At 64.7% G+C, this 20,100-nt stretch carries 19 protein-coding genes and 3 tRNA genes; 19 read left to right on the top strand and 3 right to left on the bottom strand.

The window, feature by feature from the left end; translation table 11 throughout:
- The first annotated feature begins 157 nt into the window (after window positions 1–157).
- The 4 genes from FPZ54_RS04520 to FPZ54_RS04535 all read left to right on the top strand — a co-directional run bounded on the left by FPZ54_RS04520 (window position 158) and on the right by FPZ54_RS04535 (window position 5,268).
- Complete coding sequence (locus FPZ54_RS04520) at window positions 158–430, top strand: HU family DNA-binding protein (protein WP_145845335.1); 273 nt, start codon at window positions 158–160, stop codon at window positions 428–430.
- Between the two features lie 124 nt (window positions 431–554).
- Window positions 555–629, top strand: a tRNA-Val gene (locus FPZ54_RS04525).
- 269 nt (window positions 630–898) lie between these two features.
- The gene (locus tag FPZ54_RS04530; RefSeq protein WP_145845337.1) at window positions 899–2,461 is read left to right on the top strand and encodes a hypothetical protein; all 1,563 of its coding nucleotides are present in this window, start codon (window positions 899–901) and stop codon (window positions 2,459–2,461) included.
- Window positions 2,462–2,547: 86 nt separating this feature from the next.
- Entirely contained in the window at window positions 2,548–5,268 is a 2,721-nt protein-coding gene (locus tag FPZ54_RS04535; protein ID WP_145845339.1) for a TonB-dependent receptor domain-containing protein, read from the top strand.
- Between the two features lie 107 nt (window positions 5,269–5,375).
- On the opposite strand, the gene FPZ54_RS04540 is transcribed toward FPZ54_RS04535, so the two are convergent.
- Window positions 5,376–6,029, bottom strand: coding sequence for a prolyl hydroxylase family protein (locus FPZ54_RS04540; RefSeq protein ID WP_145849572.1), 654 nt, complete (start codon window positions 6,027–6,029; stop codon window positions 5,376–5,378).
- Between the two features lie 107 nt (window positions 6,030–6,136).
- On the opposite strand from FPZ54_RS04540, the gene FPZ54_RS04545 reads away from it, so the two are divergent.
- From FPZ54_RS04545 to FPZ54_RS04565, 5 genes are all read left to right on the top strand, one after another.
- On the top strand, window positions 6,137–7,255 hold the full coding sequence (locus FPZ54_RS04545; RefSeq protein ID WP_145845341.1) for an ATPase, T2SS/T4P/T4SS family: 1,119 nt from the start codon (window positions 6,137–6,139) through the stop codon (window positions 7,253–7,255).
- A tRNA-His gene (locus tag FPZ54_RS04550) sits at window positions 7,233–7,309 on the top strand. Before FPZ54_RS04545 ends, FPZ54_RS04550 begins: the two co-directional genes overlap by 23 nt.
- A 116-nt stretch (window positions 7,310–7,425) precedes the next feature.
- A complete protein-coding gene (locus FPZ54_RS04555; protein ID WP_145845342.1) occupies window positions 7,426–8,478 on the top strand; it encodes a Leu/Phe/Val dehydrogenase in 1,053 nt (350 codons plus the stop codon).
- A 41-nt stretch (window positions 8,479–8,519) separates the two neighbouring features.
- Window positions 8,520–8,786, top strand: a complete 267-nt coding sequence (locus FPZ54_RS04560; RefSeq protein WP_145845344.1) for a type II toxin-antitoxin system ParD family antitoxin — start codon at window positions 8,520–8,522, stop codon at window positions 8,784–8,786.
- The gene (locus tag FPZ54_RS04565) at window positions 8,783–9,064 is read left to right on the top strand and encodes a type II toxin-antitoxin system RelE/ParE family toxin (RefSeq protein WP_145845346.1); all 282 of its coding nucleotides are present in this window, start codon (window positions 8,783–8,785) and stop codon (window positions 9,062–9,064) included. The genes FPZ54_RS04560 and FPZ54_RS04565 overlap by 4 nt, the downstream gene beginning before the upstream one ends.
- Window positions 9,065–9,661: 597 nt before the next feature.
- On the opposite strand, the gene FPZ54_RS04570 is transcribed toward FPZ54_RS04565, so the two are convergent.
- Window positions 9,662–9,751 (bottom strand) — tRNA-Ser (locus FPZ54_RS04570).
- Between the two features lie 126 nt (window positions 9,752–9,877).
- Between FPZ54_RS04570 and FPZ54_RS04575 the strand changes: the two genes are divergently transcribed.
- Genes FPZ54_RS04575 through mazG form a run of 10 tightly spaced genes read left to right on the top strand, consistent with a single transcriptional unit; the run spans window position 9,878 to window position 19,107 of the window.
- Window positions 9,878–10,906, top strand: a complete 1,029-nt coding sequence (locus FPZ54_RS04575) for a lytic murein transglycosylase (protein ID WP_145845348.1) — start codon at window positions 9,878–9,880, stop codon at window positions 10,904–10,906.
- Window positions 10,890–11,723: an SPOR domain-containing protein gene (locus tag FPZ54_RS04580; RefSeq protein WP_186456914.1), complete on the top strand. Its 834-nt coding sequence runs from the start codon at window positions 10,890–10,892 to the stop codon at window positions 11,721–11,723. Before FPZ54_RS04575 ends, FPZ54_RS04580 begins: the two co-directional genes overlap by 17 nt.
- Window positions 11,724–11,749: 26 nt before the next feature.
- Window positions 11,750–12,916: a D-alanyl-D-alanine carboxypeptidase family protein gene (locus tag FPZ54_RS04585; protein ID WP_145845350.1), complete on the top strand. Its 1,167-nt coding sequence runs from the start codon at window positions 11,750–11,752 to the stop codon at window positions 12,914–12,916.
- Window positions 12,913–13,536 (top strand): dTMP kinase, encoded by a 624-nt coding sequence (tmk, locus tag FPZ54_RS04590; protein ID WP_145845352.1) that lies wholly within the window; start codon window positions 12,913–12,915, stop codon window positions 13,534–13,536. Before FPZ54_RS04585 ends, tmk begins: the two co-directional genes overlap by 4 nt.
- Window positions 13,533–14,516 carry an AAA family ATPase gene (locus FPZ54_RS04595; protein ID WP_145845354.1) on the top strand — a complete coding sequence of 328 codons (984 nt, stop codon included), beginning with the start codon at window positions 13,533–13,535 and terminating at the stop codon, window positions 14,514–14,516. The genes tmk and FPZ54_RS04595 overlap by 4 nt, the downstream gene beginning before the upstream one ends.
- Window positions 14,517–14,555: 39 nt before the next feature.
- Window positions 14,556–16,112 carry a methionine--tRNA ligase gene (gene metG / locus FPZ54_RS04600; RefSeq protein WP_145845356.1) on the top strand — a complete coding sequence of 519 codons (1,557 nt, stop codon included), beginning with the start codon at window positions 14,556–14,558 and terminating at the stop codon, window positions 16,110–16,112.
- A complete protein-coding gene (locus FPZ54_RS04605) occupies window positions 16,109–16,894 on the top strand; it encodes a TatD family hydrolase (protein WP_145845357.1) in 786 nt (261 codons plus the stop codon). Before metG ends, FPZ54_RS04605 begins: the two co-directional genes overlap by 4 nt.
- Window positions 16,891–17,655 (top strand): MBL fold metallo-hydrolase, encoded by a 765-nt coding sequence (locus FPZ54_RS04610; protein ID WP_145845358.1) that lies wholly within the window; start codon window positions 16,891–16,893, stop codon window positions 17,653–17,655. The genes FPZ54_RS04605 and FPZ54_RS04610 overlap by 4 nt, the downstream gene beginning before the upstream one ends.
- Before the next feature lie 5 nt (window positions 17,656–17,660).
- The gene (locus FPZ54_RS04615) at window positions 17,661–18,272 is read left to right on the top strand and encodes a retropepsin-like aspartic protease family protein (protein WP_145849573.1); all 612 of its coding nucleotides are present in this window, start codon (window positions 17,661–17,663) and stop codon (window positions 18,270–18,272) included.
- 22 nt (window positions 18,273–18,294) lie between these two features.
- A complete protein-coding gene (gene mazG, locus FPZ54_RS04620) occupies window positions 18,295–19,107 on the top strand; it encodes a nucleoside triphosphate pyrophosphohydrolase (RefSeq protein WP_186456915.1) in 813 nt (270 codons plus the stop codon).
- On the opposite strand, the gene FPZ54_RS04625 is transcribed toward mazG, so the two are convergent.
- The gene (locus tag FPZ54_RS04625; RefSeq protein WP_186456916.1) at window positions 19,079–20,044 is read right to left on the bottom strand and encodes a tetratricopeptide repeat protein; all 966 of its coding nucleotides are present in this window, start codon (window positions 20,042–20,044) and stop codon (window positions 19,079–19,081) included. The two genes, mazG and FPZ54_RS04625, sit on opposite strands and share 29 nt — an antisense overlap.
- Window positions 20,045–20,100: the final 56 nt, after the last annotated feature.

A 20,100-nucleotide genomic window follows, 5' to 3' on the forward strand; every position in this document is an offset into this window, starting at 1 on the left:
TTGACGCGGCGTAAACGGCGAATCTGATCGGATTCGCCCAAATCTCACCGCTTTCCGCTTTACAGCGGGGCCGGGAGGCGTTTTGCTAATCAACCGGCATTTCGGTGCCGTGATTCCATTATCTACGCCTACCAAAATAAGCAGGGGTTCAAAGGGCATGAACAAGCAGGAACTGATCGCGACGGTCGCCGACACGGCAGGCCTGAGCAAGGGGGACGCGAGCAAGGCCGTGGAAGCGGTATTCGATGCGGTCACCACCTCGCTCAAAAAGGGCGACGAGGTCCGTCTGGTGGGCTTTGGCACCTTCTCGGTCTCGAAGCGCAAGGCGTCGACGGGCCGCAACCCGCGCACGGGCGAGCCGATGACGATCAAGGCGTCGTCGCAGCCCAAGTTCAAGGCCGGCAAGGGCCTGAAGGACGCGGTCAACTAAACGGAGCAGGACGGGGCTGGACAAGCCGGTTCCGTCCTTTTAGAGGCTCCGCTCCCCGGGCCACTCCGGGGAGTTCCGATCCGTCGGAACCGTCATCGGCGCGCCAAATGGTCGTCGGGACATCGGGCGCGTAGCTCAGTGGTAGAGCACTGTGTTCACACCGCAGGGGTCGCTGGTTCAATCCCAGCCGCGCCCACCATTTCCAAAGACCCGCCGGACCCGCTTCGGCGGGTCTTTTGCTGTGCGCGCTCGACCGGTTGCACAGACCCGCGAACCGCGTCGTAACGCGATTGTCATCAACGTCACGAAAACGTCATTCGTACGTCATTGAACTTTCTCCCAAATCCCATCCCTCCGTCATCGTCGCCCCGTAGCGCGGCCCCTGTGATCGGCAGGGGGAGCTTCCGAGTCGATCCGGGGCGCCCGCCCATCATCCTGCAAACCGGATCGAACCGGACGGAGATATTCATGGCCGACTTCAAGCGTTTCAGCCTCATCCTGATGACCGGCGTCGCCGGCGCGACGCTCGCCGCGTGCGACGGCGCCAGCAGCATCGCCTCGCCTGGCGAGGGCGTGATCGTGGTTCCTGCGCCGACCCCGGCCCCTGCGCCAACCCCCACGCCGAGCCCGACGCCCACCCCGACGCCGACCGGCCCTGCGGCCTCTTGCCCGACCGGCACGATCAACTCGGGCGTGATCGCCAATCTGCGCGACTGCCGCCTGCCGACCAACATCACCACCAACCTCAGCCTCGCGAAGTTGCCGGGCGTGATCTACTCGATGAGCGGTCGCACCAATGTCGGCGTCGATGTCGGCGGTGACGGCGCTGCGGTCGGCGGCACGTCCGCCACGCTGACGATCGATCCGGGCGTCGTGATCTATGCCGCGAACCAGCCGACCTTCCTCGTCGTGCTGCGCGGCTCGCAGATCAACGCAAGCGGCACCGAGACCCAGCCGATCATCTTCACCTCGCGCCAGAACGTGCTTGGCGAAGCGACCGATGCTAGCTCGAACCAGTGGGGCGGCGTCGTCCTGCTTGGACGGGCACCGATCTCGAACTGTGACGGTGGTGCAACCGGCGGCGCGGCGAACTGCCAGCGTCTGGTCGAGGGGCCGGGCGCCAATGCGTTCTACGGCGGCGCGCTCGCTTCGGACACGTCGGGCACGATGCGTTATGTCCAGATCCGCTACACCGGCTATTCGATCGTCGAGGGTAACGAGCTTCAGGGCCTGACCACCGGCGGTGTCGGTTCGGGCACCACGATCGAATATATCCAGATTCACAATTCGGGCGACGATGCGATCGAGTCATTCGGTGGCCGCCAGAACATGCGCTATCTGGTGCTGACCGGCAACGATGACGACAATCTCGACACCGACTTCGGCTACAAGGGTGCGATCCAGTTCGTGATCGCGGTGCAGCGCGCCGGCGCCGGCGATACGATCATCGAAGCGGATTCGGACGATGACGGCCAGTTCGATGCGACGCCGCGCCAGTACACGCGTCTCGCCAACTTCTCGTTCGTGCAGCTTGCGACCGGCAGCGGTGCCGTAAAGATGCGCGGTGGCCCGGATTACTCGCTCATCAACGGCGTGGTCTATAATCCGAGCACCACGGCAGGTTCGTGCCTCGATATCGACACTGCCCAGACCGTTCAGGCCGCAGACGCCACCAAGGACGAGGCCGGTCCGCCGACCATCCGCTCCACGGCGTTCAGCTGCTTCCGCTTCGACAATTCGGACAGCGACACGTTCGAAGCCGATGCGGCCCAGAACAATCCGAACAGCACCGGCAACAACTATGCCGCTACCGTGACGCTGACCGACGGCTTCCTGCCCACGGTCACCGGAATGACCGCAGCGACGAACATCACTTCGTCGGCCAATGGCGGTTCGTCCTTCTTCGTCCAGACCAGCTATGTCGGCGCGGTCTCGGGCGCGTCGGACCTCTGGTACCGCGGCTGGACCTGCGACTCGTCGACCGCGAACTTCGGCAGCGGTTCGGCCTGCACCAGCCTCCCGACGAGCTGAGTGTCTGCCGCTTCGTAACGAAAGGGGGCGGCAGGCGATCTGCCGCCCCCTTCATGCCAGATTATCTATTTTCGGGGGCCTTTTCGATGTCGACTTCTCACACGCTCGCGACCGCGTTGCTGCTCACCAGCGCGTTGAGCGCGCCCGCCTTTGCCCAAACCGATCCCGCCCCCGCCTCAACCCCCAGCGCGGGTCAGGTCGAGGAGCCCGTTGAGGAGGAGACGGTCGAGATTTCCGGGCCCGGAGCCTCGGCTGACGATGGCCAGGAAATCGTCGTCATCGGGCGCAATATCCCCAACGCGATCCGCGCCACCCCGGAAGTCGTGACCGTGCTTTCGGCTGCCGACATCCAGCGCACGGGCGAGGGCGACATCGCCGGCGCGCTCGGTCGCGTCACCGGCCTCAGTGTCGTCGGAAACGGTTTCGTCTATGTCCGCGGGCTTGGCGACCGCTACTCGCTCGCGCTGCTCAACGGCCTCGCGCTGCCCAGCCCCGAGCCGCTGCGCCGCGTCGTGCCGCTCGACATCTTCCCGAGCAGCCTGGTGAGCAGCGCCGTCGTCCAGAAGAGCTATTCGGTTGCCTATCCCGCAGAATTCGGCGGTGGCGTCATCAACCTGACCACGACGGCAATCCCGCGCGAGAGCTTTCTGAAGATCGGAGGTAGCGTCAGCGGCGACACCTTCACCAGCAGCAACCTCGGCTACACCTATTATGGCAGCGACCTCGACTGGCTTGGCTATGATGACGGGTCGCGATCGCCTGCCCCGGTCTTCCAGCGCGCGCTCGAATCGGGTTCAGCGATCCTGCCGGGCGCCGATTTCAGCGAAGATGAGATCAAGGCCATCACCCGGAGCCTGCTCAACGCCGAAACCACCGTGGTCCAGCAGAATAATCACATCCCCCTGAACACCTCGCTTGACGTAAGCGCAGGTCTGACCACGGATATCGGTGGGACCCGGCTCGGCATCATCGCGAGCGGCGGCTACGACAACAGCTTCAAGACGCGCGAATCGATCCAGCAGACCGGTCCTGGAAACATTCTTGCGCGTGACGCGCGTTATGTTCGGACCGAGCATCGGGTGATCACCAACGCGCTGCTCGGTCTCGGCCTAGAATTTGGCGAGCACAAGATCCGGTTCACCAACGTCTATGTGCGCGACACGTCGAAGCAGGCGCGGATTGGCCAGTTTTTCAGCCAATCGGGCTTTGGCGTCCCCGACGACTTCAGCCAGCCCGCCGATTTCCTCCAGCAGAATACCAACTGGACCGAGCGCCAGCTGTTCAACAGCCAGGCGGTGGGCGAATTCGAGTTCGGCGACTTTTCGGTCGATGCGCGCTTCGGCTATGCGAACTCTCAGCGCGAGGCACCTTATGAGCGGAGCTTCACCTATGTCTGGGGACCTTCGCTCGGTATTCCCGGCGTTACCGACTATGTGAACTACCTGAGCGGCTCGAACCGCGGGTCGGCGAGCGTGTCGTTCAGCGACCTGAATGAGGACGTCTATAATGGCGCGCTGGACCTCGCTTACCGTTTCCCCTCCGGCTTCACCGTCTCGGCGGGCTATGCCTATCTCGATACGCAGCGCAGCTCGACCCGCCGCGATTTCCAGTTCCTGCCTCAAGGCACGCTGAACGACGCCGTGGCGCAGCTGCGTCCCGACTATCTGCTCTCGGACTATAATGTCGACACCTACGACATCCTGCTTCAGGAGACGAGCGGCGTGGCCGGTGCATCGGCCTATGACGCCGCGCTGAAGGTCCATGCCGCCTATTTGCAGGGCGAGGCAGATTTCGGCCAAGTCCGTCTGCAGGGCGGTGTGCGCTATGAGAAAGGCGAGCAGCAGGTTGCGCTGATCGACATCACCAATCTGGGCGGTGTCCCCGCGCCGACGCGCCTCGAAAAGGACTATTTCCTTCCCGCGCTGACCGCGACGTGGAATTTTGCGGCGGACATGCAATTGCGTGTCCATGCGTCCAAAACGATCGCGCGTCCGCAGTTCCGCGAACTAGCCAATCAGCTCTATCTCGACACCGAGTCGGATCGCCAGTTCATCGGCAACCGTTTCCTGGTCGATAGCGAGTTAATCAACGCCGAAGCGCGGTTTGAGTGGTATTTCGCCCGTGAGCAGCGCGTTTCGATCGCCGGCTTCTTCAAGAAGATCGACAATCCCATCGAGGCGGTGACCAATATCGGCGGCGGCTTCGTGTTGCAGACCTCGTTCGCAAACGCACCGTCGGCGGTGCTTTACGGTGCGGAGATCGAGGCAGTGAAGTACTGGCCGCTCGACACGCTGGGCGGCGGCTTCTTCAGCACGCGCCGCGCGGTCACGATCGCGAACTATACCTACTCCAAATCGCAGCTCGAGGTAGAGTCGGGGGATAATGTCCTGCTCGACACCGGCGGCTCGGCACCGTTTGTCCAGCCTGCGGACTCGCGGTTCCGCGACGGTGATCCGCTTACGGGTCAGTCCGATCATCTCGTGAACGTGCAGGTCGGCCTGGAAGATACTGAGCGCCTGTCGCAACAGACCTTGCTGCTGACCTATGCCAGCGATCGCGTGACCGGCCGTGGTGCCTTTTCGGGCAGTTTCCCCTATCCCGACACCGTAGAAAAGCCGGGTCTGCGTCTCGACTTCGTGTGGCGCGAGGGCATCGAGATCGGGTCGAAGGAAGTGGAACTGAAGTTCCAGGCCCGCAACATCACGGGTCGCCGCTTCATCGAGGTTCAGGAAGGCGAGATCCTCATCCAGAACAACGTCTATGACGTCGGCACCAGCTTCTCGCTCGGCGCCAGCATCAAGTTCTGACCGGCCGCCAGGCTTGTCGGTTCAAAAGGGGGAGCCCCGGTCGCAGCGTGCGGCCGGGGCTTTTCCTTGCGGGCGATTGAGCGTGCGTAACGCACGCCTCAGCCGCATCACCCCCAGGGACGTTCGCGAAACCACTTCGTGATCACATACTTCGTTCCGGCCCGCACCTTCATCGCGTGATGCAATGTCGATGGATTGGGCGTGCCGTTCGGGCGCAAATTGCTCCACGCCAGCAGCTTGCCGGGCTCGGGCTGGACGATCTTGTCGATCGCCTTGAACCGCGTCGCGCCGCCCGCCTCGACGGCGTTGAGATAGATCATCACCGTCCAGGTGCGCTGCCCGGCGACCGAGCAGAATTTCTCGAAGTCCACGCCGGTCGGCTCGAAATAGTCGGTATGCGCTTTGAACTCCTGCCCCACCGCATAGCGCTGGCCCTGCAGCGGCTCGCCATGCGCGGGATCGAGGCCGATAAAGTCGCAGATCAGCGAATCGAGCCGCAGCGACAGTGCGCCGTCGACGGGGAGGTCGCACGTCTCGCTCGTCCGGAACACCGCGTCGCCATTATAATCGGAGACCAGCGACGGCCGCCGGTCGCGGTCGATCATCGCCATCAGTTCGACGCAAAAATCGGCATCGAGAAACGCCTTGCGGATGAACAGGGTCAATTTGGGCGTCGGGACTTTCTGAACGCCCGGCCGGGAACCGAGCCGTTCGATCACCGGCTCGATCGGAAAGCCGCAGTCGGGATAGGGGGTCGTCATGCCGCGCTTTTGCCAGAAGGGGCGGAGCCTCGCCACCATTGCGCGCTGACTTAAAACCGTCATGTAAACGCAAGATCAGCGTCATCACACCGCCATAGCGCGGCAATATGCGTGATGCGGCAAGTTTTGAGGATCTGGTGCGTGCGGCGACACGGTCGCGCGCGACGGCGCTGCATATCGTGCTGTACGGTGACAACGCCACTGCCTTCGCCCGGTTCGGTTCCGATCTGATGGCCATTCGCGACGCGCCCGTGCCGCCGGACTGGGTCGCGCAAGCTGCCGCCCATCCGTGCGCGGCGCGCCGTGGCGACCGCATCGTGATCGATCTGACCGGCGAGGCGGACGCCGACTGTGCTCTGTCCGATCTCGGTATGCCGCGCGGGATGCGCGCGCGCCTGCGCGATGCAATGCGCGGAGCGGGGGGCGCGCTGTTGATCGCATCGCAGGATGCCGATGCGACGTCGCGCGTGATGGACGCCCTGGCCGACGCGCCCGGGGAGCGATATGTCGCGCGACTGGCGGGCGGACGTGCCGACCTCGACCTTGCGGCGCGCATGGATTGCGACTCGATCCTGATCGCACGATGCGAGGATCGTGCGACGCTCGACGCCGCGTTCGAACTTGCGCAGCAGGGGCGGCGCGTCGTCATGGGCATCGATGCGGAGAATGTCGTCGCGGCGATCGGACGGCTGCGCAGCTGGCGGGTGAACCGCTATCTCCTCGCGCTGGCGCTGCGTGCGCTGATCGCGGTCAGGCCGGAACAGCGCTTGTGCGCCACCTGTCGCAATCCGACCCAGGCGTGCGGATCGGACGCGGCGCTGCTGGGGGTCGATCCCGGCACGGTCATTTATCGGCCCGCCGGTTGCCCGGCCTGCGACTATAGCGGCTTTGACGGCACTGCGCTGTTGTTCGAGACGGTCGCGATCGATGCCGATTTGCGCCGTCTGCTGGCGGAGGGCGGCGATGCGGCGATCCTGGCGCGGCACGCCTTTATCAGCACGCCGACGCTTGCCGGTTCGGCACGGTTGATGGCGCGCGAGGGGCAGATATCGGTCGATGCAGCGATCGGCATCACCCGCGAGGCAGGCCGGGCGGGGATCAGTGGAAGCAGCCCGCACCCCCATCTTCTGCCGTCGCCCGCAGATGCCGCCACACAGCGGCTTGACGGAACGGGCATCTCGCCGCTAAGCGCGCGGCTTCGCGGCGATCGTGGCGCAATTGGTTAGCGCACCGGCTTGTGATGCCGGGGGTTGCGGGTTCAAGTCCCGTCGGTCGCCCCATTTCCCCTTCTGCTGATTAGACCCGCCGATTTCGGCGCGACAAATTTGGACTGGCGCTTCCCGGCGCGGAAGAATATTACGCGCTCTCGAAATATTGTTAGCCACGGGATAGACGCATGACTGCGGTTTGGGACCTGCCTGATTTCGACGCGCATGAGGGGATTCACCTCTTCACCGATCCGGCTTCCGGCCTGCGCGCGGTGATCGCGGTCCATTCCACCTATCTTGGCCCGGCGGCGGGCGGCGTGCGCTTCTGGCACTATGCCGACAGCAATGCCGCGATTACCGACGCCTTGCGATTGTCGCGGGGCATGAGCTTCAAGAACGCGATGGCCGGCCTTCCGCTGGGCGGCGGCAAGGGCGTGGTCCTCGCGCGGCAGCAGGGTGCGACGATCAGCGAGGATCAGCTGGTCGCATTTGGCGAGGCGGTGGAGTCGCTCGGCGGACGCTATGTCACCGCCGAGGATGTCGGCATGTCGGAGGCGCGGATGAAGATCATCGCGACCCGCACCCGCCATGTCTCCGGCCTGCCGGTCGCGGGTGGCGATGCGGGGGGCGATCCCGGACCGTTCACCGCGCTCGGAATCTATCTTGGCGTCAAGACTGCGGCGCAGCGCGCGCTGGGCGCGGAGAGCATGAAGGGCGTCCATGTCGCGATCCAGGGCGTGGGCAGCGTCGGCGGCGGCCTCGCCCGGCGGCTCGCGGCGGACGGTGCGAAGCTTACTCTGGCCGACGTGAACGCGGAGCGGGCGCAGGCGCTCGCCGATGAACTGGGAGCCGACACGGTTGCGGCCGATGCGATCCTGGGCGTCGAAGCGGAAATCTTCAGCCCCAACGCACTGGGCGCGATCCTGACCGAGGCGAGCATCGCCGCGCTGACCTGCAAGATCGTCGCAGGCGGCGCCAACAACCAGCTTGCGACGCCCGAGGACGGCGCTCGCATCCATGCGCGCGGCATCCTCTATGCCCCCGATTACGTCATCAACGCGGGCGGCATCATCAATGTGGGCCTGGAATATCTCGGCCAGGGCGACCGCGCCGAGGTGGAAGCCCGCATCGCCCGCATCCCCGACCGCCTCGCCGAAGTCTGGGACGAAAGCGACCGCACCGCCGACCCGGCGAGCGAGGTTGCGGACCGGATCGCGATGCGGCTGATCGGGCGGGGGTGAGGGGCGTTGTCCAAACTATCATAAAGTGATAGTGTTCGGCCATGCCCTCCAGCTTCACCCTCGGCAGCCATTTCGAAGGTTTCATCAAGCGTCAGGTCAGTTCTGGCCGCTATGCGTCCGCCAGCGAAGTGATCCGCGACAGCCTGCGCCTGCTCGAGGAGCAGGAGGAGGAGCGCGCCGCGAAGCTTGAGGCGTTGCGCGCCGATATCGCCTATGGCGCGGCAAGCGGCGAAGGCATCCCCGCCGATGAGGTCTTCGCCGAGGTGGAGGCCATGATCGACGAGATCGCCCGCAAGAAAGCCGGATGAGGCTGGTTTTCGCGCCTGCGGCCCAGGCCGACCTGCGCGAAATTGCAGCCTATATCGCTGAGGACGATCCAGATCACGCGAGATCCTTCGTCGCAGAGCTAAGAAAGGCGTGCGTGATCCTGATTGACCACCCGTTTCTCGGAATGGCCCGGCCCGAGGTCGGCGATGGATTGCGCTCGAAGCCGCACGGCCGATATGCGATCTTTTATCGCGTGATTGAAGACGTGGTGCGTATCGAGCGCGTTATCCACACCTCTCGGGATAAACAGCGACTATAGCTGGGTACAGCTCTCCCACGTCGGGAGAATTCCGGTCGCATTTAACCGTCCCATTAGACGTTGTATTGCCCTGCTTCGAAGCGCAGCCTTCCATGCCAAACGTTCCAGCTCGACCAATGTGAAAGGTTGGGAGTATACCGTAGGCGCAGCGCCATCGCCTCTCGGAAAATCGTGAAAAACGACTCTGCCCGGCATCACCTGCATTCGGGCGTGCGCCATTTGGTGACGGAGTCGGGCGTCTGACGCGAAGCGATTTAGAACGATGTTAGCCCAGGATTGATATCGTTTGAGTGGACCGAATGCGAACGCCTGTCGGACGAAGGATATTCGCTGGTCCGCGCCGTAGGGGAAATTCGGACGGATATTCGCGTATATTGAAAGCTGGGAGGCGCGTAGCGAAAGCTCACCCATCGTCGTTTCGATATAGGAGTGCGCCGATACAATAGTGCCGCGAAACATCGTCGCGACATCAATGTCTTCCCGCATCACCCAAGGATTTCCTCCACGGCGTAGGGACTTCTTACGACTAGCGACGCCGTCTTTCGTGCGAGCGTTCTTGTCATCGAACGCTTCATGCACGTCATCCAAAGAAAATTCTGGCGGAGAGGGTGGGATTCGAACCCACGGTAGGCTTGCACCTACGGCGGTTTTCAAGACCGCTGCCTTAAACCACTCGGCCACCTCTCCGCGCGGCATGGCCCTTAGGGCTTTCGCCGCGTTTTCCGCAAGGGCTTAGCGATTTCGCCGTCGCGGGGGGTTCATGCCCGCCGCCGCCTGTGGCAGAGAGAAGCCATGCGAGGATTTGAGGGCCTGATGCGGCGTTTCATTCTGGTCGGTACGGCGGTTGCGGCGCTTGGCGTCGCTGGCGCCCCGGCCGTGGCTCAGGACGAGGCCGGGTTCCAGGCCTATATCAACGGGCCGCTGCGCCAGCAGGCGCTGGCCGAGGGGGTGAGCGCGCGCACACTCGATGCGGTGCTGCCATCGCTCACCTACAACCCCCGCGTGATCGAGCTGGACCGCGATCAGCCGGGGAGCAATCCCAACGCGCCGATCCCCAATTTCGCGCCCTACAAGGCCCGGCATGTCGATGCCGCGCGGATCAATCGGGGTCGCGAGACCTATCGCCGGTTGCGCGCGAAGCTGGAACGGGTCGAGCGTGAGACCGGGGTTCCCGAATCGATCATGGTCGCGATCTTCGGGCACGAGACCAATTATGGCAGCTATACCGGCGGGTTCGATCTGCCGCGCAGCCTCGCCACGCTCGCCTATGAAGGCCGCCGTCGCGCGTTGTTTTCGGGCGAATTCATCGCGACGATGAAGATGGTCGATCGCGGCGTTCCGCGTGACCGGCTCAAGGGCAGCTGGGCGGGGGCGTTCGGTTATCCGCAATTCCTCCCCTCGGTCTATCTGCGCCTCGCGCGCGACGGCGACGGGGATGGCGTCGCCAACATCTGGTCGAACGAGGCCGATACGCTCGCCTCGATCGCCAATTATTTCGTCGCGGCGGGATGGCGACCGGGACAGCCGTGGGGCGTCGCCGTCAATGTGCCCTCAAGCCTCGATCGCGCGGCGCTGGTCAACCGCACTGTTCCGACCCGCTGTTCGCGGGTGTTCGAGCGGCATTCGCAATGGCGGACGATGGCCGAATGGCGCGCGCTCGGCGTGGTGCCGCAATCGGGGCGCTGGCCGGACGGGAATATCCAGGCGACGCTGCTGGAGCCCGACGGGCCGGGCAGGACGGCGTATCTGCTCACCGGAAATTATCGCGTGATCCTCGATTACAACTGCTCCAATTTCTATGCGCTTTCGGTGGGATTGCTGGCCGATGAAGTCGAGAATTAGCCTCGTCGCCGCGGGCGCGCTGTTGGCGTCATGCAGCGGGGGCGGCGGCGAGCTCGAGGAATTGCCGCCAGCGCCTGCCGGAGCCGCTGCCGAATTGCCCGCCGCGCCGCCACCTTCCTACGCGGATGGCGCTCCCGAGACGCCCGAGGGGCCTCAGGGCAGCTCTCGCCTGCGTCCGGGTGAGGAGCGTTACGACCGCGTCGGCTATGCCGGTTATGCGGGGGCGGGGGAGGGCGTGTTCGCGCTCAGCGCCGTACTGCCGCAGGGCAGTCATGCTGAAGTAACTGCACTCGACACCGGCAAGACGATCCTGATCCTGATCCGCGGCCCCGGCCAGGGGCTGATCGACCTGTCGGGCGGCGCCGCGCGACAGCTTGGCGTCACCGGCAACCCGCCCGTCCGCGTGCGTCGCGTATCGGTGACCGGGCAGGATGCGGCGGCGCTCGCAGCCGGACAGCCGGTGCCGCCGCGCGCGGATGCGCCCCCCGCCTTGCTCGCCGGACTCCGCCGCCGCCTTGGCGCCACCCCGCGTGAGGAAGCCGCTGCGCCACCGCCTGACCGTCCGGCGCGCCCGGCATCACAGGCCACGCGACCCGCAGCGCGTCCGACCGGCGGGCTGTTCGTTCAGGTTGCCGCGCTCTCCAGCGCATCCCGCGCTCGCGCGCTCGCCGACCAACTGGGCGGCGTCGTCCGCCCGGGCGGCGGGGTCTATCGCATCCAGCTCGGCCCCTTTACCAGCAGCGCAGCCGCCGAACGCGCGCGTGCCGATGTCGCCCGGCGCGGCTTTGGCGACGCGCGCATCATTTCCGTTCCGTAACTCCAGCGTTGGACCGATACCGACCCATGAAGAAGTTTTTCCTCGCCACCGCCGCCCTCTCGCTCACCGTTGCGCCCGGGTCGGCGCAGACGCCCCCGTTCCAGACGGCGGCTCCGGTCGCCTATCTTGAGGATCTGTCGTCCGACGCGGTGCTGTTTGCCAAGGACGCCGATCGCCGGATGCCGCCTGCATCGATGGCGAAGATGATGACCGCCTATGTCGCGTTCGATCTCATCAAACAGGGCAAGCTGAAGCTCGACACCATGGCCGATGTGCGACCGGAGACGTGGCGCAAATGGCATGGTCCCTCAGCGGGTTCGACCATGTTCCTGTCACCGGGTCAGAAGGTCAGCATCGAAAACCTGCTCAACGGTGTGATCGTCGTATCGGGTAACGACGCCTGTGTCGTGCTGGCCGAGCATATCTCCGGAACCGAAGAAGCCTTCACCAATCTGATGAACCAGAAGGCAAAGGAAATCGGCCTGACCGGCAGCCGCTTCGGCACCTCCAATGGCTGGCCGGACGAAGGGCGTACCTATGTCACCGCCCGCGATCTGGCCAAGCTCGCCAAGGCGACGATCACCAACTTTCCCGATCTCTACAAGCGCTTCTATTCCAAGGAGAGCTTCACCTTCGGCACCACCATGGGCGGCGCGCCGATTACTCAGGCGAACCGCGATCCGTTGCTCGGCCGCGTACAGGGCGCCGATGGGCTCAAGACCGGCCATACGGAAGAGGCCGGCTATGGCTTCACCGGATCGGCACAGCAGAATGGCCGTCGCCTGGTGATGGTGGTCGCCGGCCTCACCAGCTACAATCAGCGGATCGAGGAATCGGTCAAGTTCATGGACTGGGGCTTCCGCGCCTGGTCTTCGCGCAAATTGGTGAGCAAGGGCCGCACCGTCGAGCAGGCGGATGTCCAGCTGGGCGATGCGTCGCAGGTCGGGCTGGTCGCTCCGCGCGATCTCGCCATTGCCGTGCCGTCGGGTGCCAATCCCGATCTGCGCGCCACCGTGGTCTATCAGGGGCCGATCAAGGCGCCGATCAAGGCGGGCGCGCATATCGCCGATCTGGTGGTGACCTCGCCGGGCCTGCCTGAACAGCGGCTGCCGCTGGTCGCCGCGGCCGATGTCGGTGAAGCCGGGTTCTTCGGCCGGATCTGGGCCGGCCTGATGTCGCTGTTCGGCGCGTGAGGGGCGTCTTCCTCAGCCTTGAGGGCGGGGAGGGGGCGGGTAAATCGACCCAGGCAAAGCGGCTGGCCGAGGCGCTGGAGGCGCGCGGCGTCCATGTCGTGCTGACCCGCGAACCGGGCGGGACCGAGGGGGCCGAGGCGATCCGCGGCCTGCTGATGCAGGGCGCGGTCAATCGCTGGAGCGCGCATAGCGAAACCCTGTTGTTCGCCGCCGCGCGCGCCGACCATGTCGAGAAGCTGATCCGCCCTGCGGTGGAGGCAGGCAGCTGGGTGCTGTGCGACCGCTATGTCGATTCCACCCGCGCCTATCAGGGCGCGCAGCATATCGATGATGCCGCGATTCTGGCGCTGCACGGCTTCGGGTCGAAGGGGCTGTTGCCTGACCGCACGCTGGTGCTCGACCTGCCCGACGGCGCCGGCCATGCCCGCTCGATCGCGCGCGATGGCGGCGCGGCCGACCGTTTCGGCGCGCGCGGGCCGGACTTTCACGCCGCGGTCGCCGCGCAGTTTCGCCGCATCGCCGAGGCCGAGCCGGATCGCGTGCGGCTGATCGACGCATCGGGCAGCATGGATGACGTCACGACGTCACTCATGGATGCGCTCGCCGATCTGCTGCCATGACGTCATCTCCCGCCAACGCCGCGGCAAAGGCCGCGCTTCGCGCCGCTCTGTCAGGCGGCCAGCTACATCACGCATGGCTGTTCACCGGGCCGGAGGGGCTGGGCAAGGCCGCGTTCGCCCGCGCCGCCGCCGCACGGATGCTGGCGGAAGGGGCGGGGCAGGGACCGCTGCCCGGCGACTTTGAATTGCCCGAGGACAATGCGACCCGCCGCCTGATCGAATCCGGGGCCCATCCCGATTATCGCGTGCTGACGCGCCTGCCCAAGGATGCCGACAAGCCCGGGGAGAATCTCGCGCGGTCGATTTCGATCGCGCAGGTGCGCGCGCTCAATCCGATGTTCGCGACCAAGCCGAGCATGTCGAGCCGTCGCGTCATCATCATCGACGCGATCGACGATGTCGAACGCCCCGGCGCCGCCAACGCGCTGCTCAAGAATCTCGAGGAGCCGCCGGCGGGGACGATCTTCCTGCTCGTCAGCCATTCGCCCGGGCGGCTGCTCCCGACGATCCGCTCGCGCTGCCGGGTGCTGCGCTTCGACCCGCTGGCCGATGCCGAGGTTGCCGCGGTGCTGCGCGAACGCTTGCCGGAGGCGAGCGCGGCGGAGATCGACGCGCTGGTCCGCGCGGGCAACGGCTCGCCGGGCAAGGCGCTGGGTTTCGCCGGGCTCGACCTCGCGACGCTCGACGGCGAGATGGCGGCGATCGCGGCGCGCGGTGATCCCGACAACGCCATCCGCGCCCGTCTCGCCCGGACGCTCGGCACCAAGGCGGCGCAGCCGCGCTACGAGGCGTTCCTCGCGCGCGTTCCCGCCTTTGCCCTTGCCGAAGCGCGCGAGCGGCAGGGCGCTGCGCTGGCGGAGACGATCGCGGTCTATGAGGCCGCCTCGCAGCTCGGCCCGATCGCGCTCGCCCAGTCGCTCGATGCGCAGGCCACGGTGTTCGAGATGGGCGGAATTTTGGCGCGGCTGGCGAAGCGCTGACTGCTTTCGCCGCAGCGCAGAAGCCGCTAGAGCCGCCTCATGTCCGAACCCTATTACATCACCACCGCGATCCACTATCCCAACGGCAAGCCGCATATCGGCCATGCCTATGAGATGATCGCCGCCGACGCGATCGCCCGCTTCCAGCGTCAGGCGGGGCGCGACGTGCGCTTCCAGACCGGCACCGACGAGCACGGCCTGAAGATCGCCCAGACCGCGCGCGCCCGCGACCTGACGCCACGCCAGCTTGCGGATGAAATGTCCGCTTATTTCAGCGACATGGCGAACGATTTGAATATTTCATATGATCGTTTCATCCGCACCGTCGATCCCGATCACTATGCCGCAAGCCAGGCGATCTGGGCCGCGATGGAGGCCAAGGGCGATCTGTACCTCGATCGCTACGAGGGCTGGTATTCGGTCCGCGACGAAGCCTTCTACGAGGAGAAGGAGCTGACCGAGGGGGAGGGCGGCGTAAAGCTGTCGCCCCAGGGGACGCCGGTCGAGTGGACGGCGGAGGAAACCTGGTTCTTCCGCCTTTCCAAATATCAGCAGCCGTTGCTCGATCTTTATGCCGCAAACCCTGATTTCATCCGCCCGGAGCGCTCGCGCAACGAGGTGGTGAAGTTCGTCGAGGGCGGGCTGGTGGACCTGTCGGTGTCGCGCACCAGCTTCGACTGGGGCGTGCCCGTACCCGGATCGCCGGGGCACGTTATGTATGTCTGGGTCGACGCGCTCACCAATTACCTCACCGGCACCGGCTATCCGGCCAGGGACAGCGAGCTCGCGCATTACTGGCCCGCCAATCTGCATCTGATCGGCAAGGACATTACCCGCTTCCACGCGGTTTATTGGCCTGCCTTTCTGATGTCGGCCGAGATCCCGCTGCCACGCCAAGTCTTCGCCCACGGCTTCATCCTCAACCGCGGCGAGAAGATGTCGAAATCGACCGGCAATGTCGCCGATCCGATCGAGCTGACGCGGCTCTATGGCGTCGATGCGCTGCGCTACTTCCTGCTGCGCGAAGTGGCGTTCGGCAATGACGGCAGCTTCAGCGACGAGGCGATCGTGACCCGCGCCAACGCCGATCTGGCGAACAGCTTCGGCAACCTTGCCCAGCGCACGCTGTCGTTCATCGCCAAGAACCTCGAGGGCGCGCTGCCCGAGGCCGGACGCGGCGATCCCGCCGATGCTGAGCTGCTCGCGACGATCGACGAGGCCGGGCGCGAGTTCCGCACCGCCTTCGACAGCCTCGCGCTCAATCAGGGCCTCGAGGCGTGGATGCGCGCCGTCTTCGCCTGCAACCAGTATATCGACGTCCAGGCCCCCTGGGCGCTGCGCAAGACCGATCCGGAGCGGATGCACGCCGTGCTCGGCACGCTCGTTCGCGCGATCCGCGATTTGGCGATCCTCGTTCTGCCGGTGATCCCGGACTCGGCGGGCAAGATCCTCGACCAGCTCGGGCAGGACGCGCGCGACCATGAAGCGCTCGACGACAAGGGCTGGTACGATGCCGCCATGGCGTCGGACTTCCGCTTGGCGCCCCCGACCGGCGTGTTCCCCCGACTCGTTCTCGCCGAGGAGGCGCCGGTATGAGGCTCGCCGACAGCCATTGCCACCTCAATTACAAGGGGCTGGGCGAGCAGCAGCCCGAGGTCCTCGCCCGGGCCCGCGAAACCGGCGTGGTGGCGATGCTCAACATCGCGACGCGCGAAAGCGAATGGGATGAGGTGCTGGCCACCGCCGAGCGGGAGGTCGATGTGTGGTCCACCGTCGGCATCCATCCGCACGAAGCGGACGAGCATCCGCATATCGACACCGCCAAGCTTGTGTCGCGCGCCCAGCATCCGCGCGTCGTCGGCATCGGCGAAACCGGGCTCGACTATTATTACGACCATAGCGACCGCGCGCAGCAGCAGAAGAGCTTCCGCGCGCACATCGCTGCGAGCCGCGAAACCGGCCTTCCACTGATCGTCCATACCCGCGATGCTGAAGCGGACACCGCCGCGATCCTGGCCGATGAAATGGGGAAGGGGGCCTATCCCGGCGTCATCCACTGCTTCACAGCCAGTGGAGAATTCGCTGACAAGGCACTGGAATTAGGGTTTTATATCTCCATATCGGGCATCGTGACGTTCAGGAACGCCCGCGATCTCCAGGAAACCGCCGCGCGGCTCCCGCTCGACCGGCTGCTGATCGAAACCGACGCGCCCTTCCTTGCCCCGGTCCCGCATCGCGGCAAGACCGGAGAACCCGCCTTCGTCGCTGACACGTGCCGCTTCCTGGCGCAGTTGCGCGGCATGAATGCCGAAGAACTGGCCGAGGCGACCCGCGAAAACTTTCACCGCCTGTTCGCAAAGACACTGGCGACCGCGTGAAGGTCCGCATCCTCGGTTCAGGGACATCCTCAGGCGTGCCCCGCATCGGCAACGACTGGGGAAGCTGCGATCCGACCGACCCGCGCAACCGCCGCACCCGCGCCTCGGTCCTGGTCGAGGCCGGCGCAACCCGGATCCTCGTCGACACCAGCCCCGACCTGCGCGAACAATTGCTCGCCGCCGATGTGGCCGACGTCGATGCAGTAATCTGGACCCATGATCACGCCGATCACTGCCACGGCATCGACGATCTGCGCCAGCTGATGCATCTGCGCGGCGCCCCGGTACGCGGGCTGGCGGACTGGAAAACGCTCGAACGGTTACGCGACCGTTTCCGCTACGTCTTCGAGGGGGGAGGGCCGTACCGCCCGACCGCGACGATCGAGCCGCTGCGTGACGGCATGGCGCTGGGCGACATCGTCGTGCGCACCGTGAATCAGCCGCATGGCGGCATTACATCGGCCGGGCTACGCTTCGAACATGGCGGCAAGTCGGTCGGCTATGCGACTGATTTCAATGTCTTCACTGACGAAATGGCGACGCTGTACGGCGATCTCGACCTGTGGGTCGCCGACGCGCTGCGCCGCGAGCCGCATCCAACCCATCCGCATCTGGCACAGACCTTGGCCTGGTCCCAACAATGCCGTGCGCGCCGCACCATCCTGGTGCATATGGACAATTCGATGGACTATAGGTCGCTGATGGCGGAGCTGCCCGAAGGGGTCGAGCCTGGTCATGACGGCATGGAGATCGTAGCTTGACCGAAATGCAGATCGTTCAGCTGGTCGGGCTGGTCGGCTTTCTGGCACTGGTGCTGGGGTCGCTGCGCGTCCGCAACCTGCAATTCGGGTTCCTGATCAAGACGGTGATCGGCTGGGCGGTGATCGCCGGGCTGATCTATCTCGTCGTCATCAACAAGGATCGCATCCTCGATCAGCTCCGGACGATCGGCGCCAGCGCCGGCCTGTCCGAAGCGCCACAGGTGACTCAGGGCGATACTGTCCGCATTCGCCTGTCGCCCGACGGACATTTCTGGGCGCGCGCGACGATCAACGGGGTCGAACGCCGGATGCTGATCGACAGCGGCGCGACGGTCAGCGCGATCAGTGCGGCGACCGCCGAAGCCGCCGGGATCGATTATGCGCGCGGAATGCCGGTGCGCGTCTCGACTGCCAATGGAACCGTCGATGCGCGCCGGGCACAGGCACAGCGCGTCGAAGTCGGACCGCTGCGCACCGAAGACCTGACGGTGTTCGTCGCGCCGAGCTTTGGCGATCTCGATGTGTTGGGGATGAATTTCCTGTCGCGGCTCAAAGCCTGGCGGGTGGAAGGGAACGTCCTGATCCTAGAACCGCAAAGCGATCGCGATTTAACATAATGTATATTATCGGACTTAAATCATGAGCGAGCACGCGGCCTCCCCCGCGCCGGACGGCCCCGAAATCGCATCGCCGGGCATCGAGCGCCTCATGGCCATCATGGCGCGGCTGCGCGATCCGGTGACTGGCTGCGAATGGGATACGGTCCAGACCTTCGCCACCATCGCGCCCTATACGATCGAGGAAGCCTATGAGGTCGCCGACGCGATCGCGCGCAACGACCTGGCCGATCTGAAGGACGAACTCGGCGACCTGTTGCTCCAGGTCATCTTTCACAGTCGCATAGCGCAGGAACGCGGCGCATTCGACCTCGCCGAAGTCATCGCCGGCATCTGTGACAAGATGGAGCGTCGGCACCCGCATATCTTTCGCGGCGCGGAAGATGGCGGCCACCATCTTTGGGAACAAATCAAGGCCGAAGAGCGGGGAAGCAAGGGGACGAGCGGCACGCTTGACGGCGTCGCGATCGGCCTCCCCGCCCTCACCCGCGCTGAAAAGCTGCAAAAGCGCGCCGCGCGCACCGGCTTCGACTGGCCCGACCCATCGGGCGCCCGTGCCAAGATCGATGAGGAACTGGCCGAGGTCGAAACCGCCGAAACGGATTCGGACCGCGCCGAGGAGATTGGCGACCTTCTCTTCGCAATGGTCAACTGGTCGCGCAAGCTGGGCATCGACCCGGAAGCCGCCCTGCGTGCGGCCAATATGAAATTCGAAACCCGTTTTCGCGCGATGGAGGCTCAGGCAGGCGATAGCTTCGTCGGACTAGATCTCGATGCGAAGGAATCCCTGTGGCAGGTAGCGAAAGCTATGAAGACGAATTGCTCGTCAGGATGATGTTATCAACGATTCTCTTTGTAATCGGACTGTTGCATTTGTGAATGTTCATGAGATTGATTGCATCGCGCCGCCCCATATCCGTGGCGTAATCGGACACTGCGTAGCTGACAAGGGCTTTCAGTGCGTCTTCACCAGAGCGAAGACCCTGCGCATAGGATAGCATCACTTGTACATCGACTACTGTGGTGCTGATCTTGTAGATCAGGGGTTTGCATTCGGCATCCATGAAAAATTGATCCGAATTGTCCATTTGCTCGATCAGCCCCTTCGCATAATAAGCGTTCAGGACAGCCGTGTCGCTTCGAAGAAAATTGCCTTCGTATATCGCCCGGATCGCTTGCGGATTCTGGAAACGTGACGGGTCGAAGGTGGCGGATCTGATCAGTTCGTCCGCTTCCGCCACCGCTGCGCTTCCCTCGGCATATCCCGCGTCCGCCGACTTCAAATAATAGTTGCGCGCGAGCTTATAGCGCTCGGCATCCTCCTTCGGCGCCTCATCCGGCAGACCGCGTCCCTCCAGATATGCGTCACCAACATATTTGAACGCGATTGGGTAATCATAGCTCGCGGCGATCGTGAACGAATCGAACGCTTCCGGATACCGCGCCGCGAGTTGATAGAGACGCCCAAGCTGAAAATGCGCGCGACCCGACTCGGGGTTGAGCTTCACCGCCTCTTCGCAAGCGGGCAAGGCTCTTCCTGGCACGACCTGTTCGTCCGAAACGGCGGCCGCCATACGACCGGGATCTTTGGGATGCGATGCAAGAGCGTCGCAGCGTTCATGCGCCATGGCGGCCGTTTTGGCGGGGTCTGCTTCAACCATATCGTTTGCCGCCTGGCCACGGCGGTCGTCGCCGGCAGCCGCCATCGGATCACCGCAACCACTTGCCATCGCGGCAAAGACGAGTGAAACTAACCATTGAATGTGCCGCAATGTTCGCCCCCCCGAATCAATCGCTGAGGGAGTTTTTCATGAACCGGTATTGCCGT

Origin of the sequence: Sphingomonas suaedae, assembly GCF_007833215.1 — a bacterium.
Taxonomy (GTDB): Bacteria; Pseudomonadota; Alphaproteobacteria; order Sphingomonadales; family Sphingomonadaceae; genus Sphingomonas; species Sphingomonas suaedae.